This window comes from Rhodococcus sp. EPR-157, from assembly GCF_001647195.1.
GTDB lineage: Bacteria > Actinomycetota > Actinomycetes > Mycobacteriales > Mycobacteriaceae > Rhodococcoides.
Window position 1 is genome coordinate 12,715 of the sequence record NZ_LVCV01000200.1, and the last position, 23,885, is coordinate 36,599.

The following is a 23,885-nucleotide window of genomic DNA, read 5'->3' on the forward strand; positions in this document are numbered from 1 at the left end:
CCCCCGCGTTTTCGTTGGGGCTTCCCTACAGCGCTACCCGCTCGGGAATGGAGCGTACGTTCGGAAAGTGTTGTCGGTCTGCGCTACTCTCGGCAACCGTGGACACGGCGTAGGTGCCCCGACTGGCGATGCCTACCGGCGAAATTGCGGACTCAGGTGCTACATCGAGGCCGAGAATCGATGCCCACCACGCTCGCTGCTGGGGTGTCTCTGTCCAGATCACTACCGAGTCGGTATCTGCGTCCTGATGCATGCGTGCCCTCCGCCCTCTTTGCTGTCGTCGTTCACCACGCACATGTATTCCCTTCACGACCATCGGTCAAACCCGATCCGACCGCGTACTGCAGGGTGGTTGACCAGACGATCCTGGACCCGGAGCTTCGACGCAGAACGTTGTTGAACTCGGTCAGTGTGCGCCGGGATCGGTCAGGTCGCGGCCTTCCTTGGCGTTGACTCGTTTGCGTTCGAGCAGCACAATCGTCAGACCGGCCGCGAACAGTACGACGGTTGCGATGGAGCCGATCCAGACCCATCCGCCGAAGCCGTAACCAGCAGCGGTCAGGGTCAGTCCGAGGGCCGCGAGGGCAACGCCGATGCACAGGTATCCGGGCCAGTTGCGGACATCTTCGAGTGCTTCACCGGCATGCTCGCGAACGGAGTTGGCGCTGTCGGCGGTGTAGTCGTCACTGCGTACGTTGTCGTCGGTCATCAGTTCCCTCCAGGGTCGTGTCGGCTGTTGGGTGGGTTATTTTCGGCGTCGTCTCTGCGGTGGCGTTGTACGCCGATCAGGTGCCGTCGTCTACCGCACTGCGCCACCACCGATCGTCGGGGCCTACGGGTGTGGTGCGTTTGTGCCGGGTCTTGTCGAACCACTGCTCGATCGTGTGCGCGACGTCGTCGTCGACGGGATCGCCCTGCAGGTAGGCATCGATCTGCCCGTAGGTGACCCCGAGAGCTTGCTCGTCGGGCAGAGCGGGCCGGTCGTCCTCGAGATCGGCGCTCGGTACTTTCGTCCACGTCGATTCGGGGGCATCGAGATGCCGGAGAAGCTGTGCACCCTGACTTTTGGTGAGCCCGAACAGCGGGGTGAGGTCCGCTCCGCCGTCGCCGTACTTGGTGAAAAAGCCTGTTACCGCTTCGGCGGCGTGATCGGTACCGACCACGAGCAGGTCCTCTTGGCCGGCGATGGCGTACTGAGCGATCATCCGTTCGCGGGCTTTGATGTTGCCGCGGACGAAGTCGTCGAGCTGCTCCACATCGAGGGCTGCCGCCGCCGAGCGTGCTGATGCGTCGACCGCATCCTTGATGTCGACGGTGACCGTCCGATCCGGGGCGATGAAGTCCAGCGCGATGTCGGCGTCGGCTTCATCTGCCTGTGTCCCGTAGGGCAAGCGTACGGCGACGAATGTGGCGCGTCCGCCGAGTTCGATCACCTCGCGCGCGGCAAGTTGTGCGAGTTTTCCGGCCAGGGTGCTGTCCTGTCCGCCGCTGATGCCGAGAACGAAACCGGCCGCTCCGCTGACGCGCAGGTAGTCGGCGAGAAACGTGACGCGGCTGCCGATCTCGGCGGAGGGACCGATCGAGGGCCTCACACCCAGTTCGTGCTGGATCGTGGTTCTCACGGTGAAGTCCATGCTGTTCTTCCTTTCTTCCTTGCCGAATACGGTCACTTCGGTTGGGACCTCAGGCGTGAGCGCGTACGCGGGCGTGACGGAGGAGGCTGTCGAGGGCGAACGAGAGTGTTTGCGCCAGTACCTCTTCGGGGTCGCCGTCGAACTCTTTGCACTCGGACCTGACGTTTCCGCGGTCGTAGACCGCCGCCCACACGGTGCCCGGCGGCTGGTCCTCCTGACTCTGCGGTCCGGCTTCGCCGGTGACCGCGATTGTCAGGTTCGCTCCCAGCAGCGTGGCGGTCGATCGTGCCATCGCTGCTGCGGCTTGTTCGCTGACCACCGGGCCGTCGGGGACTTCGAGCAGGGTGTGTTTGACCTTTTCGTGATAAGCGACGATTCCGCCCCGGTACCAGTCCCCCGACGACGATGCTTTACCGAGCATCGCTGCGAGGTTGCCGGTGGTCAGCGACTCGGCGGTGCCGATGGCGATGTCGTAGGTGACGGCGAGTTCGGCGATCTTCTCGCATATCTGCGACAGCTGGGGTTCGGTGGCGATGCGTTGCTCGGGGGCGGTGCTCATGGCGTGCTCCGGAGTGTCGGGATGTGCCGCGGGCAGCGGCGGCGCATCGGCGGCGGTGTCGCCGGAAGGCTTCAGCGACCGAAGGTACGGCGGCAAGATTGCAGGGTGCGAGATGTCATCTCTCGGGCCTCGGTTGCTCGTCGCCGGTGCACGGGCGAGTACGCCCGAGCTCTTTCAGAGGCTTCCACGCATCGGCGCGGACGAAACACACAACGAAGAATTCTTCCGCGGCGAGCGCAGGGTTTGCATATGGATTCGGAGCTGACCCCCGTACCAGTCAAAGTCAGGGTCTGCGACGTTCCCGCCGCGATTCAGCCCTCGACGCCAGTGGCGGTGTGTGAGCTACCGACCGGCTTCGATTCTGGCGAACCACGTTGACGTAGGTATATGGAAAGCACCACCATCGTGGCCACGGCCAGAAATTCGGATTGCCAGTTCTGCAGGGTGCGGTTCCAGAAGTCCGCTGAGCTCGTGTACCCCCGCCAGGACAGGGGCACTTCGAGGTTCTGCAGCTGGCTCTCGTTGTATTCGCTGGTCCCGCTGATCGATTGCGCAAGCCAGGACAAGACGAAGATGGTGCCCATCACCAGTCCGAGGGAGCGCGAATACAGCCTCAGGCGCCACCCACCGGCTCTGGCCCACCGCGGCGATTCGGCATCGGCGTGTACGCCGACACGTTGGTCTTGATCCGACTCGGTGCCGCGACGGCCCAGATTCTTCGACTCCGGCGAGCCCTTCTGCAGCAGCCAGACAGTGGCATAGACGTAGAGGAAGAACTGCAGATACTCCGATTGCCAGTTCTCGGTGACATCGACGGCGAATGCCGACGAGGTCACGTACTGCAGCGTCGAGATCTCGTCGAGTCCGCTGCTGATCTGCTCGTTGTTGTACAGGGCAACCCCGGTGAGGGCCTGCCCGATCAACGCGGCCACGAAAATGAGTCCGAAGAACAAGGCCAGTGCGTTGTCGGCGACTCCGCGCTTGAGTGCCCCGCTCATCGGTGCAGCAATCCGATGGCAGTGAAATATGCTAGCCCCAGCGCAATGACCGCAAGGCACACCCAGAACACTATTTTCATCGCTGCATCACCTTTTCGTCGCCGCATCATGGCCCTTCGATCACGCAGTCGTACGGTCCGCCTGGTTCCGGTCGGCAGCCGGCAGCGGTGACCTTCCACTCCCCGTCGGCGATGGTGAGAAAAACCGTGTCGGTATCCATCCGGACTTGTGCTGCGCGGCCGTAGGCACGCACGTCGATCACCGAGCCGGCAGCGGGTAGGTCCTCGCCGACAATGCCGTCCATGCAGGGGGCTTTCGTGGTCTTTTCCAACTGTTCGACGGTGGCAGGGGCCAACACTGCACATCCGGCGGCTCCGTCCCCAGCGGAGAGCGCGGTATGAAAGTTCTGCGCGATCCGCGCGGCGGCAGCGGTATCCGGCCCCAGCGACGCGCACCCAGAGAGGGCGAGTACCGCCGCCGTCACTACTAGAGCACGGAGTCTGCGCATGGCAGTGACACTAGATCCAAACCGGGGTGCGCAACGGCCAGACGAACCGATCACGATCGCATTGGGCACCGCGGCCCGCTACCGCGAGATCGAACCGCCTACTCATCACCACCGTGACCAGGCCACTTCTAATGTGTGGCATTGTGGTCGGCACGGTAGGCGTCCCCGGACGGTCGAACTGTCGCCGCCGGTGCATCACAGAATTGGACGGGTTCACAGTCCGCGTCGGCGTAGTTCGTTCGTTACTGCCACGTGGCGGGCCTCGATCGCGCCGACATCGTTATCGGCGGCGAGCCGGTCATGGTCAACCATCGAGCGGCGGCGCTCAGCCGCTTCTCACAGGCTATCGATGATGCGTTGGGCAATCTCGCGTAGGGGTGTGTTGGTGTCCTGAGACAGCTTGGACATGAGAGAGAACGCGCGCACGGCATCGACTGTGTAGCGCTCCATCACGATGCCCTTGGCTTGAGCGATGATGTCTCGGCTGGTGAGTGCAGACTCGAACTGGATCTGGCGGTTGGCGGCGACGAGCGCGGCGGCGGCGTGGGTGGCGAGCATCGCCGCCACGGCCTGATCTGAGAGACCGAACGGACCGACGGTGCGGCCGAACAAGTTCAGCGCACCGCTGCCGCCGATGACTTTGCGTTTGTTCTTGCTGGGATAGGTGTACAGGTGGAACGACATCATGCTGCGCACACCGGTTTGCAACGCGGCCGCGGCGAACACGGGCCAGCGTTCCTCGCGGCTGAGGTCGGCGCTGTGAACGAGCGGCTCATTGGTGGCGGCCTCCAGGCACGGCCCTTCCAGCGACTCCATCTGGAGGGTGTCGAGATGCACGGCGAGCGACGCGGTCGGTGCCAGTGATCGGTGCCCTTGCTCGTCGATGAGCAAGATGTCGGCGAAATCGACGCCGTCGATCAATCGCACGGCTTGATCGGTCACGGCATCGAGGATGGGTTCGAGTTCGGTTTCGGTGGCGAAGCTGTCCGCCAACTCGGCCATCGCCGACCTGATGTCCTCGAGATCCGGAGACTTGTTCGTCGTCACTGTCTTTCCTTCCGGGGTCAGACCTGGCTGGCGTGGCAACCTGAACATATTGGCGTGGCACCCGAACATAACGGAGCGGAAGTGCGGCCGTGAGGGAGTCTGTCAGTATCGACCCGCTTCCGTCGCGAGAAGGGCGTACTCGCGATCGAGCCGAGTAGCCCGATTCGGGCGAGGTACGACAACGCGGCCTGTCAAAATTTGGAGTGCATGGGCGGCGGGGAGCGACCCGGCCTTCTCGCGGTAGGGCAGAGCAGCGAGTTCTGTGCGATTCCGGCTCGTGAAGTCTCGGCGGCCCACGACGGACACCATGCCGACTCCGGCATCGGGGCCACGCTCGCGAAATGATCGTCTACCGAACGCAATCCGGGGTGGGGATTGGTCCTGGAGATCAACGAGATGGGGTAGACGATCTGTGGTTCGACGACCGGAATTCGACGGAGGTGGCGAGCGGCTGTTTTCGGGCAGACGAGAAGCTCAGTGGTGGAGTCGAATGCGTGAAACTCGAGTGCTTCCTTTGCAAACCCGAACGGGACGCAGGTCCGCGAGGAACCTGTGTCGCGCTCATCTCTTGACGATGGCCTTAGGAGACGGCGGTGAGCCAGCTTGCGAGAGCGGTCACGATCTCGCTCGGGCGATCTTCGGGGAGGAAGTGAGTTCCGGCTCCGACGGCTGCGAACGTCATGCTCTGGCCATGAGCGGAGCACCATGCGATCTCGGCGGGGCCAATGAGGGCGCCTGGCGTGCCGTGTATCAGGAGCGTGGGCAAAGCGGGGTCGCGGAAGACATCGAGGTTCTCGCGGATCACGTGGGCGACGTCAGACGGGTTACCCGCGATGGGGATCTCGCGCACCCACTGCAGAATGGGCGCACGAGACGCGGGATCTTGGAAGGGTGCCCGATAGCGATCGTGATCCTCTCGGCTCAGGCTGCGAACGATGCCAGAGGGGAGAACGACTTCGACGAAAATGTTCTCCTCCAGGACCGTCTGCTCTCCTGAACCCTCGGCTCTAAGTCTCGAGAACATCTCCTGATCTGGTCGGGGGAGATCCGACCAACTGTCGATCGGGTGGATGTGTGCCTCGAGGATCGAGACCCCGCGCACCTGATCGGGTCGTGACCGAGCGAGGGCAAGCGCCAGGACGCCTCCCCAGTCGTGACCGACGAGCGTGAGCTCGTTGACCGCAAGCGCGTCGAGAAAAGTTTCGAGGTGGGCGAGGTGATCGACCAAACGATAGCCTCGATTGGACGCGCCTGAAGCTCCCATTCCGATCAGATCGACCGCGATCGTTCGGTAGCCGTGTGCTGCGACGGCGGGCGCGATGTTGCGCCAAAGGTAGGACGAGGTGGGATTGCCGTGCAGAAAGAGTACGAGTGGACCGGAGCCCGCATCCGTGAAGCTCATCGTGCTGCCGAGCACGGGCAGAGTTCGTGGCTTCACCAGGGTGTTCCTTCGGCCTGAACCGGCGGGGCCTCTGCGGACTGTCGCGGGCCGCTAGTGGGTCTGGAGGGCTTTGCGGGCTTTGCGCTCGACGAACAACGGGACGAAGTCGCGGATGGAGTTGCCGTCGAAGCGGGCGTGCTCTGCGGCGATGGTCTCGTCGATGACTGACCGCGGCACGTCGGGAAACAGGGTTTCGAGGCGATCACGGACGGCGTCGATGTGCTCGTGTTCGGTGGTGGTCGTCATGAGTTCAACCATGCGCTCTGCTCGGGGTGCGGTCAACAGGGGGTCCTGCGCTGTCTCGGGGTCGTGCCGTCGGTGCCTACCCCGCGACATCGGGAAACCGCGTGTGGATGGCGTCGAGTTGGCGGTGAAGCTGGTACAACATCTTTCGCTGCGAACGGGCTTCTTCGTTGTGCCAGAGCCGGGCGGTGCCTTGGCCGACTTGCCTGGCTTTGTGGGCGAGTAGTTCGGCTTCGTCGACGAGCGCTGAGACGGCGTCGATTTCAGCGGTCAACATCGCAGCGAAGACCTGCGCCTGCGCACGATCGGAGCTGTCGGGCGCTCTTCGTGATGCGGTTGGTGGCGTTGGCTTTGTGCTGGGTGCGTTCATCTTCCGGTCATCGGAACGTGAAGAGTGGTCTGTCTCAGGTGAATACGTGATGAACTGCGCTGACGCCGTGACTGTGCCCACTGCGCGCGTGGTGGTCATTGCCCGACCTGTGGGTGGCCGACGGATGCTGCGCTGTGTTCGAGGCGGCCACGGCACAGCCGCAGCAACGCTTCCACGGTCCGCGCGTCGAGGTCGACGGTCTGCCCCGGGTCGGCAAGTAGGTGCCTCAGCCTGCGGAAATACGTCTCCGACGGGATCCCGAACGCGACCATGATGTCTTCGGCGTCGCCGCCGCCGTAGGGCATCCACTGCACGGCGAACGCGAGCATCCGATCGCGCTCGTGCGGGGTGTGGGGTGTCGACGGCATGACTGCAGTATCACCCGGCCAGTCGACCTTCGCAGACGCTGCAAGCATCCATAGAGCGACGACAAGGTGAACACTGAAAAAACGCCATGTACAACCCAATATTGGCCTGACAAGCCCGGTGGGCACCGAGCCGCCGGACCGAACCCCACTCCCCGGCGTGAATCCTCGGAGCGTGGGACCGAATCGTGATGGTTTCGATCTCTATGTACTCGGGGCATCCATACCGATGACGACATCGACGATTTCCTCGACACCACATCGAGATGCGGCTGCGGCACCGGTGGCCGCCTACGTGCGTGAGCAGATCAGTGCCATTCGAGACGGCGATGCCGCGCTGCGCCGCGGCGAGGATCCGATCCATCCCACGCGCGTCGCCATCCGCAGACTTCGCAGCACGCTTCGCGTCTTCGCCGACACCTTCGACCCGGCCGTCGCTACCCATCTGGACGAGGAACTGTCCTGGTACGCCGGGATCCTCGGCCACGTTCGCGACCACGAAGTGCAGCGCGCTCGCTTCGCGCAAGCCGTGGCCGATCTCCCCGACGAGTGGGTGCTCGGTCCCGTGGCCGCCGACATCGAGACCACCCTCGCTGCCGAACAGCGCACCTACCGAGCTGATGTCGATACCGTTCTCACCGGCGATCGGTACGCCGCGCTGATAGGCGCACTCGACGCCCTCGACTCCTCGGTGCGTTCCGTGCCGCGCAGGAACGTGACGTCACTGGCGAACAAGGCCGGCAAGAAGGCCCGTACCCGGCTGAAGGCTGCGATCGCGGGCGAGGCCGGCGATGACGAAGCCCTGCACCGAGCCCGTAAGGCGTTCAAGCGTGCCCGGTACGCCGCAGAGCTGGCGACACCGCTGGTCGGCAAGAAGCACGCCAAGAAGAAGATCCGGCGCTACAAACACGTGCAGGAAGTGCTCGGCGAACACCAGGACAGCTTGGTCGCGGCAGAGTTTCTTCGCCGCCTCGGAGCTGCGGCGGGAACCCGGCCTGCAGAGAACGGTTTCACGTACGGGCTGCTGTTCGCACACGAGCAGCAGGCAGCTGCAGCCGCGCAACGGCGCGCTCGCACCCTGAAGCTCTGACCGGTACGGACGGTCGACGTCGCTGCACTGCCCGACAATGCTCTGTAAGTCGCCCAGAGCATTGTCGGACTGTGTTCAGGCGTAGACCGCCGTTTCGGTCATCCAGTTGTCGATTGCGGTCATGGTCAGATCGAGGAACGGCCGGTCGAACAGTGCATGATCGGCTCCTGGGATCTCGATATGGTCCGCGTCGGAGTACCGCCGTGCGGTAGCGCGGGGGATTCTCGGGTTGACGGCCCTGTCCTGTTCGGCTCCGATCACGAGTACAGGGGCGGTGACTGCGGCGAAGTCGACGGTTGCCGCGTGGTGCCGGTCCAGATACGGGAAACTCATCTCGCAATACGCTCGGCCCGATTCGGCGACTGCGTCGTCGAAGAGTTCGCGGACGTGCTCGGGCGGCTGATGCTGTGCGATGACCTTGAAGCGGGTCATGGTGGGCATCAGTGGTCGACGCCATGGCGCACTGGGGTGGAGGAAATGGGTCCCGAACAGGCGAATCATGCTCGGGTACACGGCGAAGATGCCTGCTGCAGGTGCCGGCGCTACGGCGACGACACCTGCGGTCGGGGTTCGCGCTGCGACCAACTGCACCAGCAGTCCGCCCATCGAGAGCCCTGCCACCAGGGGCGGGGAATCCAGGGATCGGCACAGCTCGACCAGGTCGTCGGTGTAGTCCCGCAGACTGAGGCCCGCGATCAGTGGCGCACCTTCTTCGCGGGGTAGTTCGTGGTGACGCAGGGTCGGAGTGTGGACGGTGAACCCGCGGTCGGTGAAGGCCTGCGAGGCTGAGCCCCACCATGTGGGGGTACCCCGGCCCCAGGTGCCGTGAACAAGGACGACGTGGCGATTGGACATGCGCGTGAATCTACACGGATCGTTCGATTTGGCAATCGGTCGATCCGGTTATATCCATCGTTAGAGTGACCGTATGGATCGAGGAGGCGACGAGCCCAACGCTTCGGTCGACGGCCGCGCCGCCCGCTGGGCACACCGTCGACCGGAATTGGTGGCCGCCGCCACCCACTACGTCCTCGACCATGGCGTCTCGGATCTCACGCTGCGGCCTCTGGCCTCAGCGATGGGGGTGACCATCGCGACGGTGGTACGTCAGTTCAGGTCGAAGGAAGCGCTCGTCGAGGAGATCACCCGCGCCATCAACGAGGACCTGCTCGCCACCCTCCGCGAAGACCCCGAGCTCGTAGGTCTAACTCCATTGGAGACGCTCCGCACCCTGTGGCGGCGATGGTTGGACCCTGCGCAGAGTCGGCAGTTCCGAATGATGTTCGAGCTGTTCGGCTTGGCCTCGCATCACCCCGAGCAGTATCGGTGGTTCACCGACTCGATCGTCACCGACTGGCTGCCGCAGATCGAGGCCCCTTTGATCGGCGACGGAGTCGATCCCTCTGTTGCACGCCACGCAGCCACCCTGGTGTTGGCGGTTCTCAGAGGACTGCACCTCGACCTCGTAGCGACGGGCGACGTCGACCGCGTCGATGCCGCGTTCGAGCTGGCCGTGGCAACGCTCGCCCCCGCGTTCACACCAACGCGGTGACCGACTTTCACTACTGGCCAGAACTGCGTCCGATGCCTCAACTACCGGTCGATGCAGGTCTCTGGAACGCCTGTCGCGAGGCGGCCCGATCTCGAACCGAGTTGTGGGACTTCACCGTCCGTCCCCAGTGACGTAGAACGCGGTGGTGGCCTCGACCGCCGCCGCGACGTGGCCCGGTTCACCGCCGCCGGCCAGATGGGCCTCGCCACACCCGAGCGAGACTATGGGATCTTCGCGGCGACGCGGTTCGCGAGGAGGGCGTACTCGCGATCCAGCCGAGTCGCCCCAGTTGGGCGGGGGATGACAACGCGGCCCGTCACCTTTTCATCCGATGAGAATTGGCCGCGGGTCAGATCGATATCCGTTCCGTCTGGCAATCGGTTCCACCAGTGGTAGTCACTTGCACGCCACCGACGTGTACCTCGCCGCGAACGAGTTCGCCGCCGAAGTAGTCGTGGACAACGATTGCGGTCGTGGCGCACTGTCCGCGCGACGGGTTCGCCTCTGTCCAGGAGCTGACGTTTTCGGGTGCGCAGGTGTCCGGGCCCCAAGACTCGTGAAGCGCCGCAGTCAACTGTGTGAGGGAGACGCGACGCATCGCCGCAGACTACATGCGTACTCCGTCACGATCTTCGGCAATCGAACGCTGCTAGTCACTTCCGAACGTGGGCCAGTCCAGCCCACGAACAGAGTCAGGCAGCGAGCGACTCGGACCAGTTCTCGGAACCCCGGAGGATCGCGCGCCACCGCTGACGGTTCGCAACGAGTGCCTCGGACTCGTCGGTGGCACTTGCAGTTCTTGCCAAAATTTGGAGTGCATGGGCGGCGGGGATCAACCCGACCTTATCGCGGTACGAGAGAGCGTCGAGCTCTGTGCGAGCACGCTCCGGTGAGTACCCGCAGAGCCGAACGAGGGTACGGACCTCGTCATCGATCTGGTTGTACTGAGCATCGGACATGGTGTCACCTCTTTCGGTCGGGAAAGACTATTTTCTGACGCGGGGCGATGGATGTCCACTGTTTTGATCGCGATGATTCTTACCCGACAAACGTGTCGTTCGCATGAACTACATCGAAAAAGAAGAACGACGCTTGGTTCATCAGGTGTTTGTGTTCCGTTGGCCCGGCAGCGATCTCGCGGCAAGTGTCGAGGTTTGTGAGTTCGAACAGGACGCCGCAGGAAGCAGAGTAGGGCGCGCGGTCGGTTGGTCCTTCCGACTATCATGTGCATGCGAGGGCAGGCCGTCGACGCCGACGCACCGAACCTTACTTCTGCACAACCACTCGGATTCTCTAGTTCGGGTTCACACGGGGGATGACAAGCAATATGCGGATCACAGTGTTCGGGACCGGCTATCTCGGAGCGACTCATGCGGCCTGCATGGCCGAGTTGGGCCACGAGGTGCTGGGCGTCGACGTCGACCCGGCCAAGATTGCCAAGCTCGAAGCAGGTGAGGTCCCGTTCTACGAGCCTGGGCTCGAAGAGGTCCTTCAGCGCAACATCGCGGCGGGACGACTCCGGTTCACTGCTTCGTATGAAGAGGCTGTTGAGTTCGCAGACGTCCACTTCCTCGGCGTGGGTACACCGCAGAAGAAGGGCGAATTCGCGGCCGACATGATCTACGTCGACTCCGTTATTGAGACCCTTGCCCCATTGCTTACCAAGCCGGCCGTCGTCTTCGGCAAGTCAACAGTCCCCGTCGGTACCGCCGCCCGTTTGGGTGCGCTTGCTCGCGAGCTCGCGCCCGCAGGTGACGACGTCGAGATCGCATGGAACCCGGAATTCCTGCGCGAGGGGTTTGCCGTCCAGGACACCCTGCATCCCGACAGACTGGTTCTGGGGGTGGATCGCGACAGGCCAGGTCGCGCGGAAGCGCTCGCCCGCGAGGTCTACGCGCAGCTCCTCGACGAGAACATCCCGTTCCTAGTGACCGATCTGGCGACAGCTGAGCTGGTCAAGGCTTCCGCCAACGCGTTCCTGGCCACCAAGATCTCGTTCATCAACGCGATCGCTGAGGTCTGTGAAGCCTCCGGCGCGGACGTGAAGATCCTGGCCGATGCGATCGGTCACGACGACCGTATCGGTCGAAAGTTCTTGAACGCAGGTATCGGGTTCGGTGGTGGTTGCCTCCCCAAGGACATCCGTGCGTTCATGGCCCGTGCGGGCGAGCTAGGCGCTGACCAGGCATTGACGTTCCTTCGTGAGGTCGACAACATCAATATGCGTCGGCGTACCCGCATGGTGGAGCTGGCCAGGGAAGCGTGCGGGTCCCTCCTCGGTGCTCGTGTCGGCGTCCTGGGTGCTGCGTTCAAGCCCGACTCTGACGACGTCCGAGACTCGCCTGCCCTCAACGTCGCTGGTCAGATCCAGCTTCAGGGCGCCGCTGTGAATGTCTACGACCCCAAAGCGATGGACAACTCGCGGGCGCTCTTCCCGACGCTTGGCTACAGTGCCTCGGCGCTCGATGCGTGCGAGGGCGCCGACGTCGTCTTGGTGCTCACCGAGTGGAAAGAGTTCAAGGCGCTGAAGCCTGCCGATTTCGATGGGGTGGTTCGGGCGAAAACCTTGATCGACGGCCGTAACTGTCTCGACCCGGAGGAATGGCGGGCAGCTGGCTGGACCTACCGCGGGCTTGGGCGACCGTAGCCATCCCTGGAGACTGACTTCGTCTACCTCTCGGGACGAAAAATTGGGGTCATTCGATTGACCTACAGATTCCTTGCAGCACGTTTGTGTAGTCATACCGAACCGGGCACAATCACCGGTTGCTACCGGTGAATCATCCACGGGATTGCTTCGTCTGAATTCCTCCTTCTGATAAGAGAACCAATCGTGCATTAATGTTTCGCCTGTGTTACTTCGCCGGTGGAGTGGAAACTGTTGTGATTTGAACTCAGAGATCGTCTGTAGCGCAGTGAGATTCGACAAGAAGTCGAGGTCGACTCGATACCTCGGTAACAAATGTTGACTGATTGTCGATTCATTCTGTGCCGGAAGTTCTCACGCGCAAACCCCGCGGGTCGATCGTGAGTGTGGTAAACAAACTGGGTCGGTGTAATCATTTTGTGATGTGACCCACTCAGCGAGTCGCTTTACAGATAGCGTGCGAAAATTTGAATGCTTGAGCAGCGCGACAGAGTTACAACCGGTCCTCATGTCAGTGACGACGTGTCGTGACCACAGTTCATGTACCAAAGGCAGTCGGCACAAGCTGCAAGGCAGAAGTGAGGAGGGGGGGTCGGTGGCAACAATCGGAACGGTGCAGCAGACTCCACGCGGGGGTGCTACTGACAAGGCCCAGAAGCCCGTGGAGAGAGTCAACCATCTGACGTCGAGACGGGTGTGGGAGCGCCAGTACGTCGACAGGCTCAGAGTCACCGACGTGGCGGTCGTGATCGCAGCGGTGGCGACCGCTCAACTCATTCGGTTCGGTGAACTACAGGTTGAGGGCGCGAAAGCGCTCGCAAGCTACACAGGTGTCTCGGTCGGACTAGCAGCGCTATGGATCGCCTTTCTCGCAATCTTTCGAACACGCTCTCCCCGCGTCATCGGCAACGGGGCTGAAGAGTATCGCCGGATCGTTTCCGCTACGTTCCGCCTTTTCGGAGTCATCGCAATTCTCTCCCTGTTATTGAAGATAGACATCGCGAGGCTCTATCTCGCTATTGCCCTTCCTGTTGGGCTGCTCGGGCTGCTGGTCAGTCGGTGGCTGTGGCGGAAGGGTGTCTCCAAGCAGCGCAGCAAAGGGAAGTACCAAACGGCTGTGTTGATCGTGGGCAGCCGCAAGGCCGCGGTATCGATGGCCAAGCAGTTCGAGCGATCACCGGGCGCCGGGTACAGCGTGGTGGGGATGTGCCTGCCTGGATACGAGCCGGAGCGCGACGCAATCTTTCTGGATGGCTACGAGATTCCTGTCCTGGGCGACGAGTACAGCGTTGTCGAAGCTATCGAGACCTCAGGGGCCGATACGGTCGCAGTGACCGCGACCGAACATCTAGGTACCAAGGGCATTCGCAAGATGGTGTGGGACCTCGAGAAGAAGAACGTCGACCTTGTAGTCGCACCTGGCGTCGTCGATGTCGCAGGACCCCGCCTGGTCATGCGCCCAGTCGCTGGCTTTCCATTGATCCATGTCGAGAAGCCTCAGTACAACGGTGCAACGCGCTTCAGCAAGACCGCATTCGACTTCCTCTTCGCTACTGCAGTCCTTCTCGTGATCGCACCGATTCTCTTGATTGCAGCGGTCGCGGTGAAGGCTACTAGCCGCGGACCGATCTTCTACAGGTCGGAGCGAATGGGCATCGACGGCAAGCCCTTCCCGATGATCAAGTTTCGCAGCATGGTTCAGGACGCCGATCAAAAGGTGGACTCTCTTCTTGCTCAGAACGAGAGCGAGGGCGGTGTCTTGTTCAAGATGCGTGACGATCCGCGAGTCACCAAGGTCGGGAAGTTCATGCGGCGTTTCAGCATCGACGAGCTACCCCAATTCATAAACGTGCTCAGACGGGAAATGAGCGTAGTCGGACCGAGGCCGCCTCTTCGCCGTGAAGTTGAGACATACGATGGTGACGTTCGCCGTCGGCTGTTGGTCAAGCCTGGCATCACCGGCTTGTGGCAGGTCAGCGGTAGGTCGGATCTGTCCTGGGAAGAAACAGTGCGGCTTGATCTTTCGTACGTGGAGAACTGGTCGATGGTCGGCGACCTGCTGATCATCGCGAAGACGGTGAAGGCAGTTGCGGTTAGCGACGGCGCTTACTAGCGAACTCTTGCGCACCGTTGGCGAAAGTACTTGATTGAGAGGACACCTGTTGTGGGCAGGTCAGTTGCAATTCTAGGAACAAGGGGATATCCGAGCTACTACGGCGGATTCGAGACATTGGTTCGACGCCTTGCCCCATCTCTAGCCGATGACGGGTGGGACGTCACGGTGTACGGACGCGCCGACGCGATCAAAGACGACGATCCGACAGTAGACCCCAGAGTCAAGTCCAAAACATCCTACGGCCTCGACACCCGATCGATAAGTACGCTCTCCTTCGGACTCAGTTCTACCATCGATGTGGTACGAAGTAAGCCGGACGTCGCTCTTGTCATGAATGTCGCCAACGGTTATTGGCTTCCAGCACTACGGGCCAGATCGATTCCGACGGTTGTCAACGTAGATGGGATCGAATGGGAACGGGACAAGTGGGGTCGTGTCGCAAAGTCAGTATTTCGCGGCGGAGCCGCGATGACTGGCAAATACGCAGACCACATTGTTTGCGACTCGATCGAAATTGAAAGACGATGGCAGTCTCAGTTCAGAAGGTCCGGGATATTTATTCCCTACGGTGGCGATGCTCCTGAGCAGCTACCCCTGGTGAAGCCATTCGAACGCAGGAAATACGTTCTTTTGGTTGCTCGGTTCGTGCCGGAAAATTCAATCAACGAATTCATCGAAGCGGCGGAAAGAATATCAGCGAGTCATGTTGTCGTCATTGTAGGGTCGTCAGGGTACGGTGGTGAGATAGAGGATCGAGTAAGGTCGCTCGCCGATCGCGCTCACCGGGTCCATTGGCTCGGACATCTGAGCGACGACCGAAAGCTCTTCTCTCTCTGGCAAAACGCCGGCGCGTATTTCCATGGCCACAGTGTAGGTGGAACCAATCCGGCGCTCGTGCAAGCTATGGCCTGCGGCGCACCAATTGTCGCGCGCGATACCGTTTACAATCGGGAAGTGTTGGGCAGCTCGGGAGTGTTCACAACACCAACTAGCGAAGATATCTTTCAGACTACTACTTCTCTGCTAAAAGACGCTGAACTAATGGAAAGTCTGAGTTGCGCTGCAGCAGCACGAGCTGCGAGTGACTACAGCTGGAAGGATGTCTGCGACCGTTACGCGAAGGCCCTCTCAGAAGCACTTCAACCCGTGGGGCGAGCAAAAGCATGATGAAAATGCCACACTCACCGGTTTGGATAATACACGCGGGACGATCCGAGGCTACCCGTGTCTACTGACCCTAGGCTGCGCATTTTGTTGGATGGGTACTGGTGGGAGGATGGCCCCCCGTCCGGAAAGATGGTCTTAAGAGAAATAGTTAAAGCATGGCAAAGCGAATTCCCACGCGACGAGTTGGGGCTCCTCGTACCGTCCGCAGCTGGTATCGAGGTAACAGTCCCCGATGAAGTGGAGATATTTCGGACACCATTTCGGTTGCACCCAATCAACAACTTCGCCTTGCTACCGCTTATAGCGAGGCAACACAAATTTGACGTTATGTTGTCGCAAAACTTCGCAGCGCCGGGTAGACGATCGTTTGTCTATGTTCACGATGCAATCTTCAAGACAAATCCTGAATGGTTTACCCGACGCGAGCGAGCATACTTATCCGCCATATTTCCCAGTCTCAAACTCTGTAGCACCATATTTACCTCGTCTACTACTGAGCGCAGGCGGATTACCCGATTCTCAGGGAGAGCCCCCGGCGATGTAATCCCGACTGGGTTAGCTGCTCCAAGCTCACTGTTCGATAGTTCAGTCAGACCCGATGTAGACCTGACCTCCAACAAGTTTATCTTGTCAGTCGGTCGACTAAATGTGAGAAAAAACCTCAAAAGGACGATTGAGGCTGCGGTGCAATCGACTGCTCTGTCGGCAGACTTCCCACTAGTCATTGTGGGCGAAAAATCAGGCAGGTTTGCTGAGCTCGGGTCCGAGATACAGGCCGCTGTCGAATCGGGCAAAGTCATCTTCATGGGGCATGTGGCTGACGAAAACCTACGATGGCTATACGGCAACTGCGCACTATTCTGTTACCTTTCTCTGGACGAAGGGTTTGGTCTTCCGCCAATCGAAGCTTCGATGTTGGGCGCTGCAGTGTTGGTTAGCGATATCAACATATTCCACGAAGTTCTAGGAGATAGCGCTGATTACGTTGAACCACATTCAACGGATCTGATAGCTGCGGCCATTGTCCGGATCATTAAAGAGGGCAAGGGTCGACGCCCAGAAATTGCTGGTAAATCCTGGGGATCGGTAGTGCGCACAATGCGAACTGTGATTATCCAGGATTCACTCCAATCTTCGGAGATTAGGAGCAGTCTTGCTTAGAAACATCATAAATAATCTATATAGCCGCGCACGAGGACTAGACGCAGCCGTCGACTCCAACGTCAGCAACGGATATCTAGCGCGAGAGGTCGGCGGCAAGATTACACAGAAGATCCGATCTGTTCGCAGAGGTTTCCCTGCTGCATACATTGGACCGCAAGTCCGGATCCGAGGAGGAGCTCAGCTCAAATTGGGGAAAAGCGTTGTTCTCGCGCACGGAGTGCTAATCAACGCTTTGTCGCTGGAGGGTGTAAGAATCGGCGCACGTTCCACAATAGATGAATACGCCGTCTTGAGAGGAAGTGGAGTAATTAGAAACATAGGTGTCGGTATAAGCGTTGGAAGCCGGACCGCGATTGGGGCGCGAAACATCATTTTAGGCCAGGGCGGGGTGTACATAGGGAACGACTGCCTGCTCGGGCCGAATGTGACTATTGTCTCTGAAAATCACAATATTTCCGATCCTGAGACGCCGATTAGAGCGCAAGGCGAAACGCGAGCATCTATACACATCGATGACGACGTGTGGATTGGCGCGGGTGCGACGATACTGGCTGGTGCGAAGCTCGGAAAGGGTGTTGTGGTGGCTGCCGGAGCTGTCGTACGGGGCAACATAGACGAGATGACAATTGTCGGTGGCGTTCCAGCTAAATTGATTGGATCGCGACGTGCATCGGATGCCCCCGTCGCCTGAGCAGACCATAATCCTGAAGGCGCTTGCACAAGTCGCGCATTCTAGGAATGCTTGAGCAGTAACTATGACAGGCTGGAGCTCCTGATGGCGACTCGGATTCACGATCGGCGATCCGCATCGATCGCGATTGCTCTTGTAATTTCATCAGTAGTGGTGCTCGGACTTCTCTACATAGTTGCTGAGTCTGCCTCGGTTGGAATCGCCAGCGTAGGTGTAGTTTTGCTTGCCCTCGCTGTAGTCACAGTACTTGCGTCGGCCATGAAGTACGAGCATGCTGCAGGCATTCTGCTCCTCTTCTGTCTTGGATTGTCGGGCTTAAAGCTCGACGTCGGGCCGGTTTCAGTTTTACCCGAGCATCTAGCGATCGCGGTCTTGACGCTCCACTTGATACGTTCAAAGCTAAATTCTAAAGCTGTCCAATCATCGTCTACACTCCTGAGTGCCGCATTCCTACTGACGGCCTGGTTTGCGATCGCGATCACGACGAGCATCGTTGCAGCGCCGCTTCCCGCCCAAAGTCTGAAATTGTGCATGTGGCTTGCAATTGGCTTTTACGGATTGATTTTGGTCTATAAATCTGATCGCAGCGCAGAGTCCTGGGCACGAGATAGCGCAGGCGTTGCGATCGCATATGCCTCAATCTGCATCGTCGGATGGATCACTGAACAGATCGCGGGTAGCGCGTCGTTGTTTGCTGAGAGAGACTACAACAACGGCTTCATCCGGGCCAAAGGCCTGATGTTGGAGCCGAATATCCTCGCGTCGTTCCTATTGATGTCGTTGTGCGTTTCTCTTGCGTTTGCATCAAAGATCAAGCCATCAATGCTCGTCATGCAATTCGCAACATCGGGCTTTCTAATCTTTGTGTCGCTCACTCGGGTCTCCTGGCCAATTTACGCCCTACTCGCGACGATTTTCTACTTGCGGCACGCCTCGTTCAGGACGTGGTATTTCACTGCTGTATCCGCAGTGACTGCTGTTTTCGTTTTTCCAAGGGTCGGACCTACTCTTGGGTTAGGGTCAGAGTTTGTCGACACATTGCAACAGCGGTTTACGGATTTGTTCGATACATCATCGGGAACGGGTAGGTCCAGGTCCTACTCGGCGGATAATGCACTAGAAATTATTCGGAACACCGGATGGTGGATTGGACGAGGAGTAAACGCGTATCCGCAAACTGAGATCAACGAGACCGCGTCCAACGGTCAAGACTACCTCTCCTTTTGGTGGCTAGCTCTAATCTACGACACTGGCCTAATTGGTGCACTGTTGTTTGTCGGGGCACTGGTTCTGGTAGCACTCCGCCTGGGCCGACGCGGTATATTGATAACGCTGACGATAGTACTGGTTTCTATTACGACCAACCCCCTTTGGTACGCATATCCGTGGGTGCTTCTGGGAATTGTGCTGAAAAAACACTCAGAGGATAGTAATATGTTCGATAAATACAATGACCAGAACGCAAACGCACGTTCTCGATCAAGCGGCAGTGGTGGCCAAATCGTACGTCTAGACGACCGCGCAGTCGGTCCAACCAAGCTTCGGGTCGTGCCGTGACCATGAAGGTGGCCTTTGTTACGAGGTCGCCACAGGTCTGGGGCGCGGAGGAGAGCCTCCTTCTGATTCTTGGTGAAATTCAGAAGCTTGGGATTGATGCAACTGTAGTCATCCCCGAAGACTCGCCTCTAACGGCACGGCTTGATGGGGAGGGTCTGAACTATCAAGTAGTGAAATTTCCTGAACACCGTGTATTCGGCGCTGGAGGAAGCTTCTCGAAGTCGTCGCGCCTGCAGAAACTTGGCGAAATGTTCGCAGTTCTGCAAGGCGTAGCGACATTTACCCGAACGGTCCGCAGATATGACCTGGTTGTCGGCTTCAGTTTGTGGAATTTGGCAGAGTTGCGATTGGCAACGATGCTCGTTAATAAGCCGTACATAGTGGATTTGCATGACACAATTACCAGTGAGTTTGGTAAAGCTCTGATTGGCTGTATCGGCCGATACAGCACCGCTGTCATATCCCCTTCAGCAACCCTGCTTAGGTCGTATGGTTTGGATTCACTCACAGAATCGCATCGAGTGCCTCGCCCACTCAAACCGTCATCAGCGGTTGCAGCGGCGCCTCCGAGGCTCTGCAATCGGATGAGAGTGGCTGTTTGCGGGCAAATGGTGGAGCATAAAGGTATCCGCAGGATAGTCGAAGGGTTTGAAAAGTCAAACAAGGACAATTTGGAACTGTGGCTGATTGGCGGGGTTTCTGATGAGGCGCAACGGTCTGCGTTTGAATCGGAGATCAGGGTCAGGGTCTTGAAGAGTCAGTTGGCGATACGTGTAATAGATAGAGTTGACGATGTGTATCCGCTATTGGCGGAATGTGACTGCGTACTCAACGCATCCGAACACGAGGCGTTTGGACGAACAATGATTGAGGCTCTAGAAGTTGGTCGCCTTCCAGTAGCGTTAGAAGGTGATGGTCCTGCTGAGATTATCGACTCCGTTGGCATAGGAGTCATTCTAGAGCGTGACGCCGACATATCAGAATTCTTCGACGCGGTATCTATTGGCAGGTACGATAAAGATATTCAGCAAGCGAGGGATACTGGACGTGCGGCCGCGAAAGAGTTCGGGGCGGAATCAATCGCACGAAGATATGCAAATGTGTTGAGAAGGTTCCTTTGATGGGCTTACGTCAGCGTAGGAAAAGGTATCGATCCGGCACCGCGCGCATTGACCCGCTAGTCGTAATGCAGTCGTTTACGTCTGTGTCGGACCAGTCCAATCCATTTGTACACCTCCTTGACCGGAGTCTACCAAGCAACGTCGTATCGATGCCCTTTTCATGGAGGTACGCTTTGCGCGGGGGTTACGATGTGTTCCATGTTCATTGGCCGGAAGCTATGGTACGTCGCCGTGGAAGGTTTGCAAGCGAGGCGCGATGCATTGTCTTGTTCGCCGTCCTGTTAAGGATATGGATTTGTGGAATTCCAATTGTGCGTACAGTCCACAACGTTTCACCTCATGAGAAGTCGGCGTCACTGACTGAGGGCCTTGCATTTAAGTGGATTGATGCCATGTGTTTTGACTACATTGATCTAAACGGCGCAGTAGGCGTCGATTCGCTTCGCGGAAATATTCACACAATTCTTCACGGTCACTACCGCGACTGGTACGCCGGTCAGCACCTCCAGATCGACCGCTGCGATCACGTCCCTAATCGTATTCTATTTTTCGGCTTGATCCGTCCGTATAAGAACGTTCTGGGCCTGATCAAGGCTTTTCGAGAGATTGACGATGAGGATCTCGAACTCAGAGTCGCGGGTGGAATTGACGATGATTCTTTAAAGGGCGACATTACATTAGCGGCGGCTCAGGACTCCCGAGTCTCGTTGGCATTCGGGTATTTGACAGATGTTGAGGTAGTCAAAGAGGCGCAAAATGCCAGACTGATCGTCTTGCCGTACTCCACTTTGTTTAATTCAGGCGTAGCATTACTGGCGCTTTCGCTCGGCACCCCCATCCTATTGCCTGCTGGTGCGGTTGCGGATTCCATGGTCAAAGAGTTTGGCAGTGTTTGGATCAGTCAGTTCAATCCTCCACTGACATCTGAAGCCATTAATTCTGCTCGATCGAAGGGCATTCCGAAGCAGCGTGTTACGTTCGGTGTTGAGCGAGAATGGGACTTCATCGGTCGACGACATAGCGAAGTGTATATCTCGGCAGTGGAACGTAGAGCTTGATGTCGCGATTTCGCTTCGACTCTGTGAAGGGTGGTATCGGAGCCACCTTAGCCGGCCAGATTCTTCGCTTTGGCACTCAAATCTTGTCCCTTGCGATTTTGAGCAGGATCTTGGAACCGGCGGATTTCGGTGCTGTTGCAATGGTAAGTTCAGTTATCGGAGTTGCGGCGGTGCTTTCAGATTTCGGACTCTCGATGGCTGCGATTCAACGTCGTTCACTGTCCGATCATGAATCGTCCACGTTGTTCTGGATCAATACTGCTATCGGAATATTTGTGTGCGGATGTATAAACGTCGCAGCCGGTCCTGTCGCTGACTTCTATGGTAGCCCATCACTTCAGGAAGTAATCAGTCTCCTGAGTCTCGTGTTTCTATTCAATGGAATGTCAGTCCAATTTAGGGTGCTACTTACTCGTAGATTACGTTTTGGAACGCTGGCGTTGGTAGAAATTTTGCCGCAGATCCTTGGTCTTGTTATTGCTGTAGTGTTAGCCCTATCAGGGCTTGGCGTTTACGCACTGGCCTGGCAACAGGTGGCGGTTGCGCTCGTAGGGGCTGTCGGCCTGGCTGCCGCGAGTCGGTGGGTCCCTAGCTGGCCTCGGCGGGGTGTATCTATTCGGGCCTTTTTGGGGTTCAGTGCTGCTACGACATTGACTCAGTTGGTCAACTATTTAAGCGTCAATCTGCAGACAATTTCGGTCGGTAGAGTGCTGGGTGCATCGATGGCGGGGGTGTACAACCGGTCATTTCAACTTTTCATGCTCCCACTCTCGCAAATTGCAGCGCCTATGACGCGAGTGTTGTTGCCCCATCTCTCGCGCCAGGTATCGACGGAGAACTACGGACGAAGTGTTACGCGTCTGCACGTTGCCTTCTCGTACGTCCTCGTGCCTGTTCTCGTCTTGCTTGGCATTAATGCCGCGCTGGTCTCGGATGTAGTTCTGGGTTCACAGTGGTCAGATGCAGAGTCCGTTATTCGAATTTTGGCGTTTGGTGGTGTGTTTCAAGCTTTAGGATATGTCTATTATTGGATATTTCTATCCGAGGCAAAAATGGGAAGTTTGCTCTTGGCCGAGCTCCCTGGCCGTGTTGCAATGATTTTTCTGACCGTTGTGCTGTGTTCATCTGGAGTCGAGTATGTTGCCTTTTCGTACGCGATCGGATGTATTCTAATCTGGTTGGCCAGTACGTTTATGGCAAAGCAGCGATCTTCTGCGGATACGCTGTCAGTTCTTTTTGTTTCGATGCGGTTAATAATCGTCACGTTGCTTTCGTTCATGGTTCCTGGCGCGGTGACTGTGTTTAGCCTTGATGATCCGCTTAGCGAGGTTGCCGTTCTGCTGATATCAAACGGGTTGTTGCTTGCGATTTGTACGGTATCGGCGTGTCTGCCTTGCTACCGCCGGGATATACGATCAATTCTTGCCGAATTACCAGCTTCGATGAAGAGCCGTTGATTCTCGTCCAGCCAGGTGAATTGCGTGTGCGAGGGATATTCGTGGCCGTGTCGGTCGGGCGCAGGAGTGACGGAGTGCCAAATGGCGCCAAGTCGGATCTGGTCAACCTGGTGAACCAACAAGCGCAACTGCTGGAGGCGTACTGATCCAGCGCGAAGCGGCCCCTTGGCTCGTTGTCGCGATCGCATCAACTCGCACTGTCATCGGTCAAGGTAGCCGCTCTGCGACGGACAGACTGGTTCGAGCGTCCAAGGACCGAACGAAAATCGTATGGCCTAGATAGGACGAAAGTCCGCGACCCGTACCACGGTCATGGCACCAATCGGACCCGTAGGTCGGGAACCCGCACCCCCACGGAGTGTCAGCATGAGTAAAACCACGACCCGATCGATCCTCGTCTGCGTTGCTGCCATACCCCTCTCTATCGCCCTCGCGACACCTGCCGCTGCGGCACCCGGAGACGTCACCTACTCAGTGACTACCGCCGGTGCCACCGTCACTAGCACGTTCAACAACAATTTGGTTGCTGAAATCCAGTGTGAATACTTTGGACTCAACGAGCCTTACGATCCAGAGACCGACTACGCCGGGAGCTACCCATACGCAGTGGCGACTGGAACTGTGGTTGTCCCGGTCGGCCAGACAGCGAGTATGACCGCTTTGGCCATCCCGGTCCGCTGTCCGGGTTCGTCCTCAGTCAGTGCTGCACTGTGTACGGCCGGCCAAACTGCGTGGAGACACCAGGTGCGAACAGCACCGAGTCCGGTGGCCGGCTGGAGACATTCGGAAGTCCCGCAGCTCCGACGAGCTGGTCGTTGCAGTGAGTGACCGAGGCATCCGACAGTTGCCAGCGCCGGTGCACGTTCGGCACGTAGAGAAGTCGTCCTGCGAAAGAAGTGTGCAGACCCCAACGCGCCGTGAGGAATACAGCAAGTGGGTCGTCGGACATGTCGCGCGAGCCACGAACCACGCCGAAATCTGTTGAGACGCCGCGGTGTGGTGGTGCCAGGCGCGTACTTCGGTAGGCGATCTTCGAGGTGTCGTCATCGATGGTCATGGAGGCCCATCGATAGGGAACGCGGGCGAGGTTGGTTCCCGCG

The 23,885-nt window shown here is 58.9% G+C and carries 27 protein-coding genes; 11 read left to right on the forward strand and 16 right to left on the reverse strand.

From position 1 onward, the window contains the following. Positions 1–25 precede the first annotated feature (25 nt). The 11 genes from A2J03_RS09290 to A2J03_RS09345 all read right to left on the reverse strand — a co-directional run bounded on the left by A2J03_RS09290 (position 26) and on the right by A2J03_RS09345 (position 7,168). The gene (locus A2J03_RS09290) at positions 26–253 is read right to left on the reverse strand and encodes a hypothetical protein (RefSeq protein ID WP_068372535.1); all 228 of its coding nucleotides are present in this window, start codon (positions 251–253) and stop codon (positions 26–28) included. 153 nt (positions 254–406) lie between these two features. Next, positions 407–709, reverse strand: a complete 303-nt coding sequence (locus tag A2J03_RS09295; RefSeq protein ID WP_068372538.1) for a hypothetical protein — start codon at positions 707–709, stop codon at positions 407–409. A 76-nt stretch (positions 710–785) separates the two neighbouring features. Then, positions 786–1,634 carry an ammonia-dependent NAD(+) synthetase gene (nadE, locus tag A2J03_RS09300; protein ID WP_068372578.1) on the reverse strand — a complete coding sequence of 283 codons (849 nt, stop codon included), beginning with the start codon at positions 1,632–1,634 and terminating at the stop codon, positions 786–788. 49 nt (positions 1,635–1,683) lie between these two features. Further along, the gene (locus A2J03_RS09305; protein WP_068372581.1) at positions 1,684–2,193 is read right to left on the reverse strand and encodes a CinA family protein; all 510 of its coding nucleotides are present in this window, start codon (positions 2,191–2,193) and stop codon (positions 1,684–1,686) included. Between the two features lie 311 nt (positions 2,194–2,504). Further along, positions 2,505–3,191: a DUF6766 family protein gene (locus A2J03_RS09310; protein ID WP_068372541.1), complete on the reverse strand. Its 687-nt coding sequence runs from the start codon at positions 3,189–3,191 to the stop codon at positions 2,505–2,507. 106 nt (positions 3,192–3,297) lie between these two features. After that, entirely contained in the window at positions 3,298–3,699 is a 402-nt protein-coding gene (locus A2J03_RS30465; RefSeq protein ID WP_068372584.1) for a hypothetical protein, read from the reverse strand. A 336-nt stretch (positions 3,700–4,035) separates the two neighbouring features. Then, positions 4,036–4,746: a GAF and ANTAR domain-containing protein gene (locus A2J03_RS09320; RefSeq protein ID WP_231912457.1), complete on the reverse strand. Its 711-nt coding sequence runs from the start codon at positions 4,744–4,746 to the stop codon at positions 4,036–4,038. A 580-nt stretch (positions 4,747–5,326) separates the two neighbouring features. After that, positions 5,327–6,184: a haloalkane dehalogenase gene (locus A2J03_RS09330; protein WP_156520289.1), complete on the reverse strand. Its 858-nt coding sequence runs from the start codon at positions 6,182–6,184 to the stop codon at positions 5,327–5,329. Positions 6,185–6,238: 54 nt separating this feature from the next. Further along, positions 6,239–6,433 (reverse strand): three-helix bundle dimerization domain-containing protein, encoded by a 195-nt coding sequence (locus A2J03_RS09335; protein ID WP_068372592.1) that lies wholly within the window; start codon positions 6,431–6,433, stop codon positions 6,239–6,241. A 76-nt stretch (positions 6,434–6,509) separates the two neighbouring features. After that, complete coding sequence (locus A2J03_RS30470; protein WP_156520290.1) at positions 6,510–6,707, reverse strand: hypothetical protein; 198 nt, start codon at positions 6,705–6,707, stop codon at positions 6,510–6,512. Between the two features lie 188 nt (positions 6,708–6,895). Beyond that, positions 6,896–7,168, reverse strand: coding sequence for a DUF3263 domain-containing protein (locus tag A2J03_RS09345; RefSeq protein WP_068372598.1), 273 nt, complete (start codon positions 7,166–7,168; stop codon positions 6,896–6,898). 172 nt (positions 7,169–7,340) lie between these two features. Here A2J03_RS09345 and A2J03_RS09350 point away from each other — a divergent pair, with 172 nt between their 5' ends. Further along, a complete protein-coding gene (locus tag A2J03_RS09350) occupies positions 7,341–8,255 on the forward strand; it encodes a CHAD domain-containing protein (RefSeq protein ID WP_068372547.1) in 915 nt (304 codons plus the stop codon). 75 nt (positions 8,256–8,330) lie between these two features. On the opposite strand, the gene A2J03_RS09355 is transcribed toward A2J03_RS09350, so the two are convergent. Further along, positions 8,331–9,110 (reverse strand): alpha/beta hydrolase, encoded by a 780-nt coding sequence (locus A2J03_RS09355; RefSeq protein WP_068372550.1) that lies wholly within the window; start codon positions 9,108–9,110, stop codon positions 8,331–8,333. Positions 9,111–9,183: 73 nt separating this feature from the next. Between A2J03_RS09355 and A2J03_RS09360 the strand changes: the two genes are divergently transcribed. Further along, positions 9,184–9,807 carry a TetR/AcrR family transcriptional regulator gene (locus A2J03_RS09360; protein WP_068372552.1) on the forward strand — a complete coding sequence of 208 codons (624 nt, stop codon included), beginning with the start codon at positions 9,184–9,186 and terminating at the stop codon, positions 9,805–9,807. Between the two features lie 221 nt (positions 9,808–10,028). Here A2J03_RS09360 and A2J03_RS32015 read toward each other — a convergent pair whose 3' ends face one another. The 3 genes from A2J03_RS32015 to A2J03_RS09370 all read right to left on the reverse strand — a co-directional run bounded on the left by A2J03_RS32015 (position 10,029) and on the right by A2J03_RS09370 (position 10,766). Continuing rightward, the gene (locus tag A2J03_RS32015) at positions 10,029–10,184 is read right to left on the reverse strand and encodes a YunG family protein (RefSeq protein ID WP_442971333.1); all 156 of its coding nucleotides are present in this window, start codon (positions 10,182–10,184) and stop codon (positions 10,029–10,031) included. Further along, positions 10,157–10,405, reverse strand: coding sequence for a YunG family protein (locus tag A2J03_RS32020; protein WP_442971334.1), 249 nt, complete (start codon positions 10,403–10,405; stop codon positions 10,157–10,159). Before A2J03_RS32020 ends, A2J03_RS32015 begins: the two co-directional genes overlap by 28 nt. A gap of 94 nt (positions 10,406–10,499) precedes the next feature. Continuing rightward, on the reverse strand, positions 10,500–10,766 hold the full coding sequence (locus tag A2J03_RS09370) for a hypothetical protein (RefSeq protein WP_068372554.1): 267 nt from the start codon (positions 10,764–10,766) through the stop codon (positions 10,500–10,502). A gap of 368 nt (positions 10,767–11,134) precedes the next feature. Between A2J03_RS09370 and A2J03_RS09375 the strand changes: the two genes are divergently transcribed. From A2J03_RS09375 to A2J03_RS09405, 9 genes are all read left to right on the forward strand, one after another. Beyond that, positions 11,135–12,454, forward strand: coding sequence for a UDP-glucose dehydrogenase family protein (locus tag A2J03_RS09375; RefSeq protein WP_068372556.1), 1,320 nt, complete (start codon positions 11,135–11,137; stop codon positions 12,452–12,454). 595 nt (positions 12,455–13,049) lie between these two features. Beyond that, positions 13,050–14,567: a sugar transferase gene (locus tag A2J03_RS09380; protein ID WP_442971335.1), complete on the forward strand. Its 1,518-nt coding sequence runs from the start codon at positions 13,050–13,052 to the stop codon at positions 14,565–14,567. Positions 14,568–14,618: 51 nt separating this feature from the next. Next, positions 14,619–15,737 (forward strand): glycosyltransferase, encoded by a 1,119-nt coding sequence (locus tag A2J03_RS29855; RefSeq protein WP_082897718.1) that lies wholly within the window; start codon positions 14,619–14,621, stop codon positions 15,735–15,737. A 327-nt stretch (positions 15,738–16,064) separates the two neighbouring features. Beyond that, a complete protein-coding gene (locus A2J03_RS32025; RefSeq protein WP_442971336.1) occupies positions 16,065–16,898 on the forward strand; it encodes a glycosyltransferase family 4 protein in 834 nt (277 codons plus the stop codon). Positions 16,899–17,088: 190 nt separating this feature from the next. Beyond that, positions 17,089–17,592, forward strand: coding sequence for an acyltransferase (locus A2J03_RS29860; protein ID WP_156520291.1), 504 nt, complete (start codon positions 17,089–17,091; stop codon positions 17,590–17,592). Positions 17,593–17,643: 51 nt separating this feature from the next. After that, positions 17,644–19,149, forward strand: coding sequence for an O-antigen ligase family protein (locus tag A2J03_RS09390; protein ID WP_156520292.1), 1,506 nt, complete (start codon positions 17,644–17,646; stop codon positions 19,147–19,149). A 2-nt stretch (positions 19,150–19,151) separates the two neighbouring features. Beyond that, a complete protein-coding gene (locus tag A2J03_RS09395) occupies positions 19,152–20,270 on the forward strand; it encodes a glycosyltransferase family 4 protein (protein ID WP_068372565.1) in 1,119 nt (372 codons plus the stop codon). Positions 20,271–20,581: 311 nt separating this feature from the next. After that, positions 20,582–21,328: a glycosyltransferase gene (locus A2J03_RS30475; RefSeq protein ID WP_197480688.1), complete on the forward strand. Its 747-nt coding sequence runs from the start codon at positions 20,582–20,584 to the stop codon at positions 21,326–21,328. Between the two features lie 23 nt (positions 21,329–21,351). Beyond that, positions 21,352–22,785 carry a lipopolysaccharide biosynthesis protein gene (locus A2J03_RS09405; protein WP_068372570.1) on the forward strand — a complete coding sequence of 478 codons (1,434 nt, stop codon included), beginning with the start codon at positions 21,352–21,354 and terminating at the stop codon, positions 22,783–22,785. Between the two features lie 697 nt (positions 22,786–23,482). On the opposite strand, the gene A2J03_RS09410 is transcribed toward A2J03_RS09405, so the two are convergent. Next, the coding region (locus A2J03_RS09410; RefSeq protein ID WP_197480689.1) for a DUF2071 domain-containing protein at positions 23,483–23,885 on the reverse strand (403 nt) is incomplete at its 5' end.

Bases quoted from the DNA above. Each gene is read 5' to 3' on its own strand.
- A2J03_RS09355 (WP_068372550.1), bottom strand. From the start codon at position 9,110: ATGTCCAATCGCCACGTCGTCCTTGTTCACGGCACCTGGGGCCGGGGT.
- A2J03_RS09310 (WP_068372541.1), bottom strand. From the start codon at position 3,191: ATGAGCGGGGCACTCAAGCGCGGAGTCGCCGACAACGCACTGGCCTTG.
- A2J03_RS32020 (WP_442971334.1), bottom strand. From the start codon at position 10,405: ATGCGTCGCGTCTCCCTCACACAGTTGACTGCGGCGCTTCACGAGTCT.
- A2J03_RS32025 (WP_442971336.1), top strand. From the start codon at position 16,065: ATGTTGTCGCAAAACTTCGCAGCGCCGGGTAGACGATCGTTTGTCTAT.
- A2J03_RS09370 (WP_068372554.1), bottom strand. From the start codon at position 10,766: ATGTCCGATGCTCAGTACAACCAGATCGATGACGAGGTCCGTACCCTC.
- A2J03_RS30465 (WP_068372584.1), bottom strand. From the start codon at position 3,699: ATGCGCAGACTCCGTGCTCTAGTAGTGACGGCGGCGGTACTCGCCCTC.
- A2J03_RS09290 (WP_068372535.1), bottom strand. From the start codon at position 253: ATGCATCAGGACGCAGATACCGACTCGGTAGTGATCTGGACAGAGACA.
- A2J03_RS09375 (WP_068372556.1), top strand. From the start codon at position 11,135: ATGCGGATCACAGTGTTCGGGACCGGCTATCTCGGAGCGACTCATGCG.
- A2J03_RS09360 (WP_068372552.1), top strand. From the start codon at position 9,184: ATGGATCGAGGAGGCGACGAGCCCAACGCTTCGGTCGACGGCCGCGCC.
- A2J03_RS09305 (WP_068372581.1), bottom strand. From the start codon at position 2,193: ATGAGCACCGCCCCCGAGCAACGCATCGCCACCGAACCCCAGCTGTCG.
- A2J03_RS09345 (WP_068372598.1), bottom strand. From the start codon at position 7,168: ATGCCGTCGACACCCCACACCCCGCACGAGCGCGATCGGATGCTCGCG.
- A2J03_RS09395 (WP_068372565.1), top strand. From the start codon at position 19,152: ATGAAGGTGGCCTTTGTTACGAGGTCGCCACAGGTCTGGGGCGCGGAG.
- A2J03_RS09295 (WP_068372538.1), bottom strand. From the start codon at position 709: ATGACCGACGACAACGTACGCAGTGACGACTACACCGCCGACAGCGCC.
- A2J03_RS30470 (WP_156520290.1), bottom strand. From the start codon at position 6,707: ATGTTGACCGCTGAAATCGACGCCGTCTCAGCGCTCGTCGACGAAGCC.
- A2J03_RS09335 (WP_068372592.1), bottom strand. From the start codon at position 6,433: ATGACGACCACCACCGAACACGAGCACATCGACGCCGTCCGTGATCGC.
- nadE (WP_068372578.1), bottom strand. From the start codon at position 1,634: ATGGACTTCACCGTGAGAACCACGATCCAGCACGAACTGGGTGTGAGG.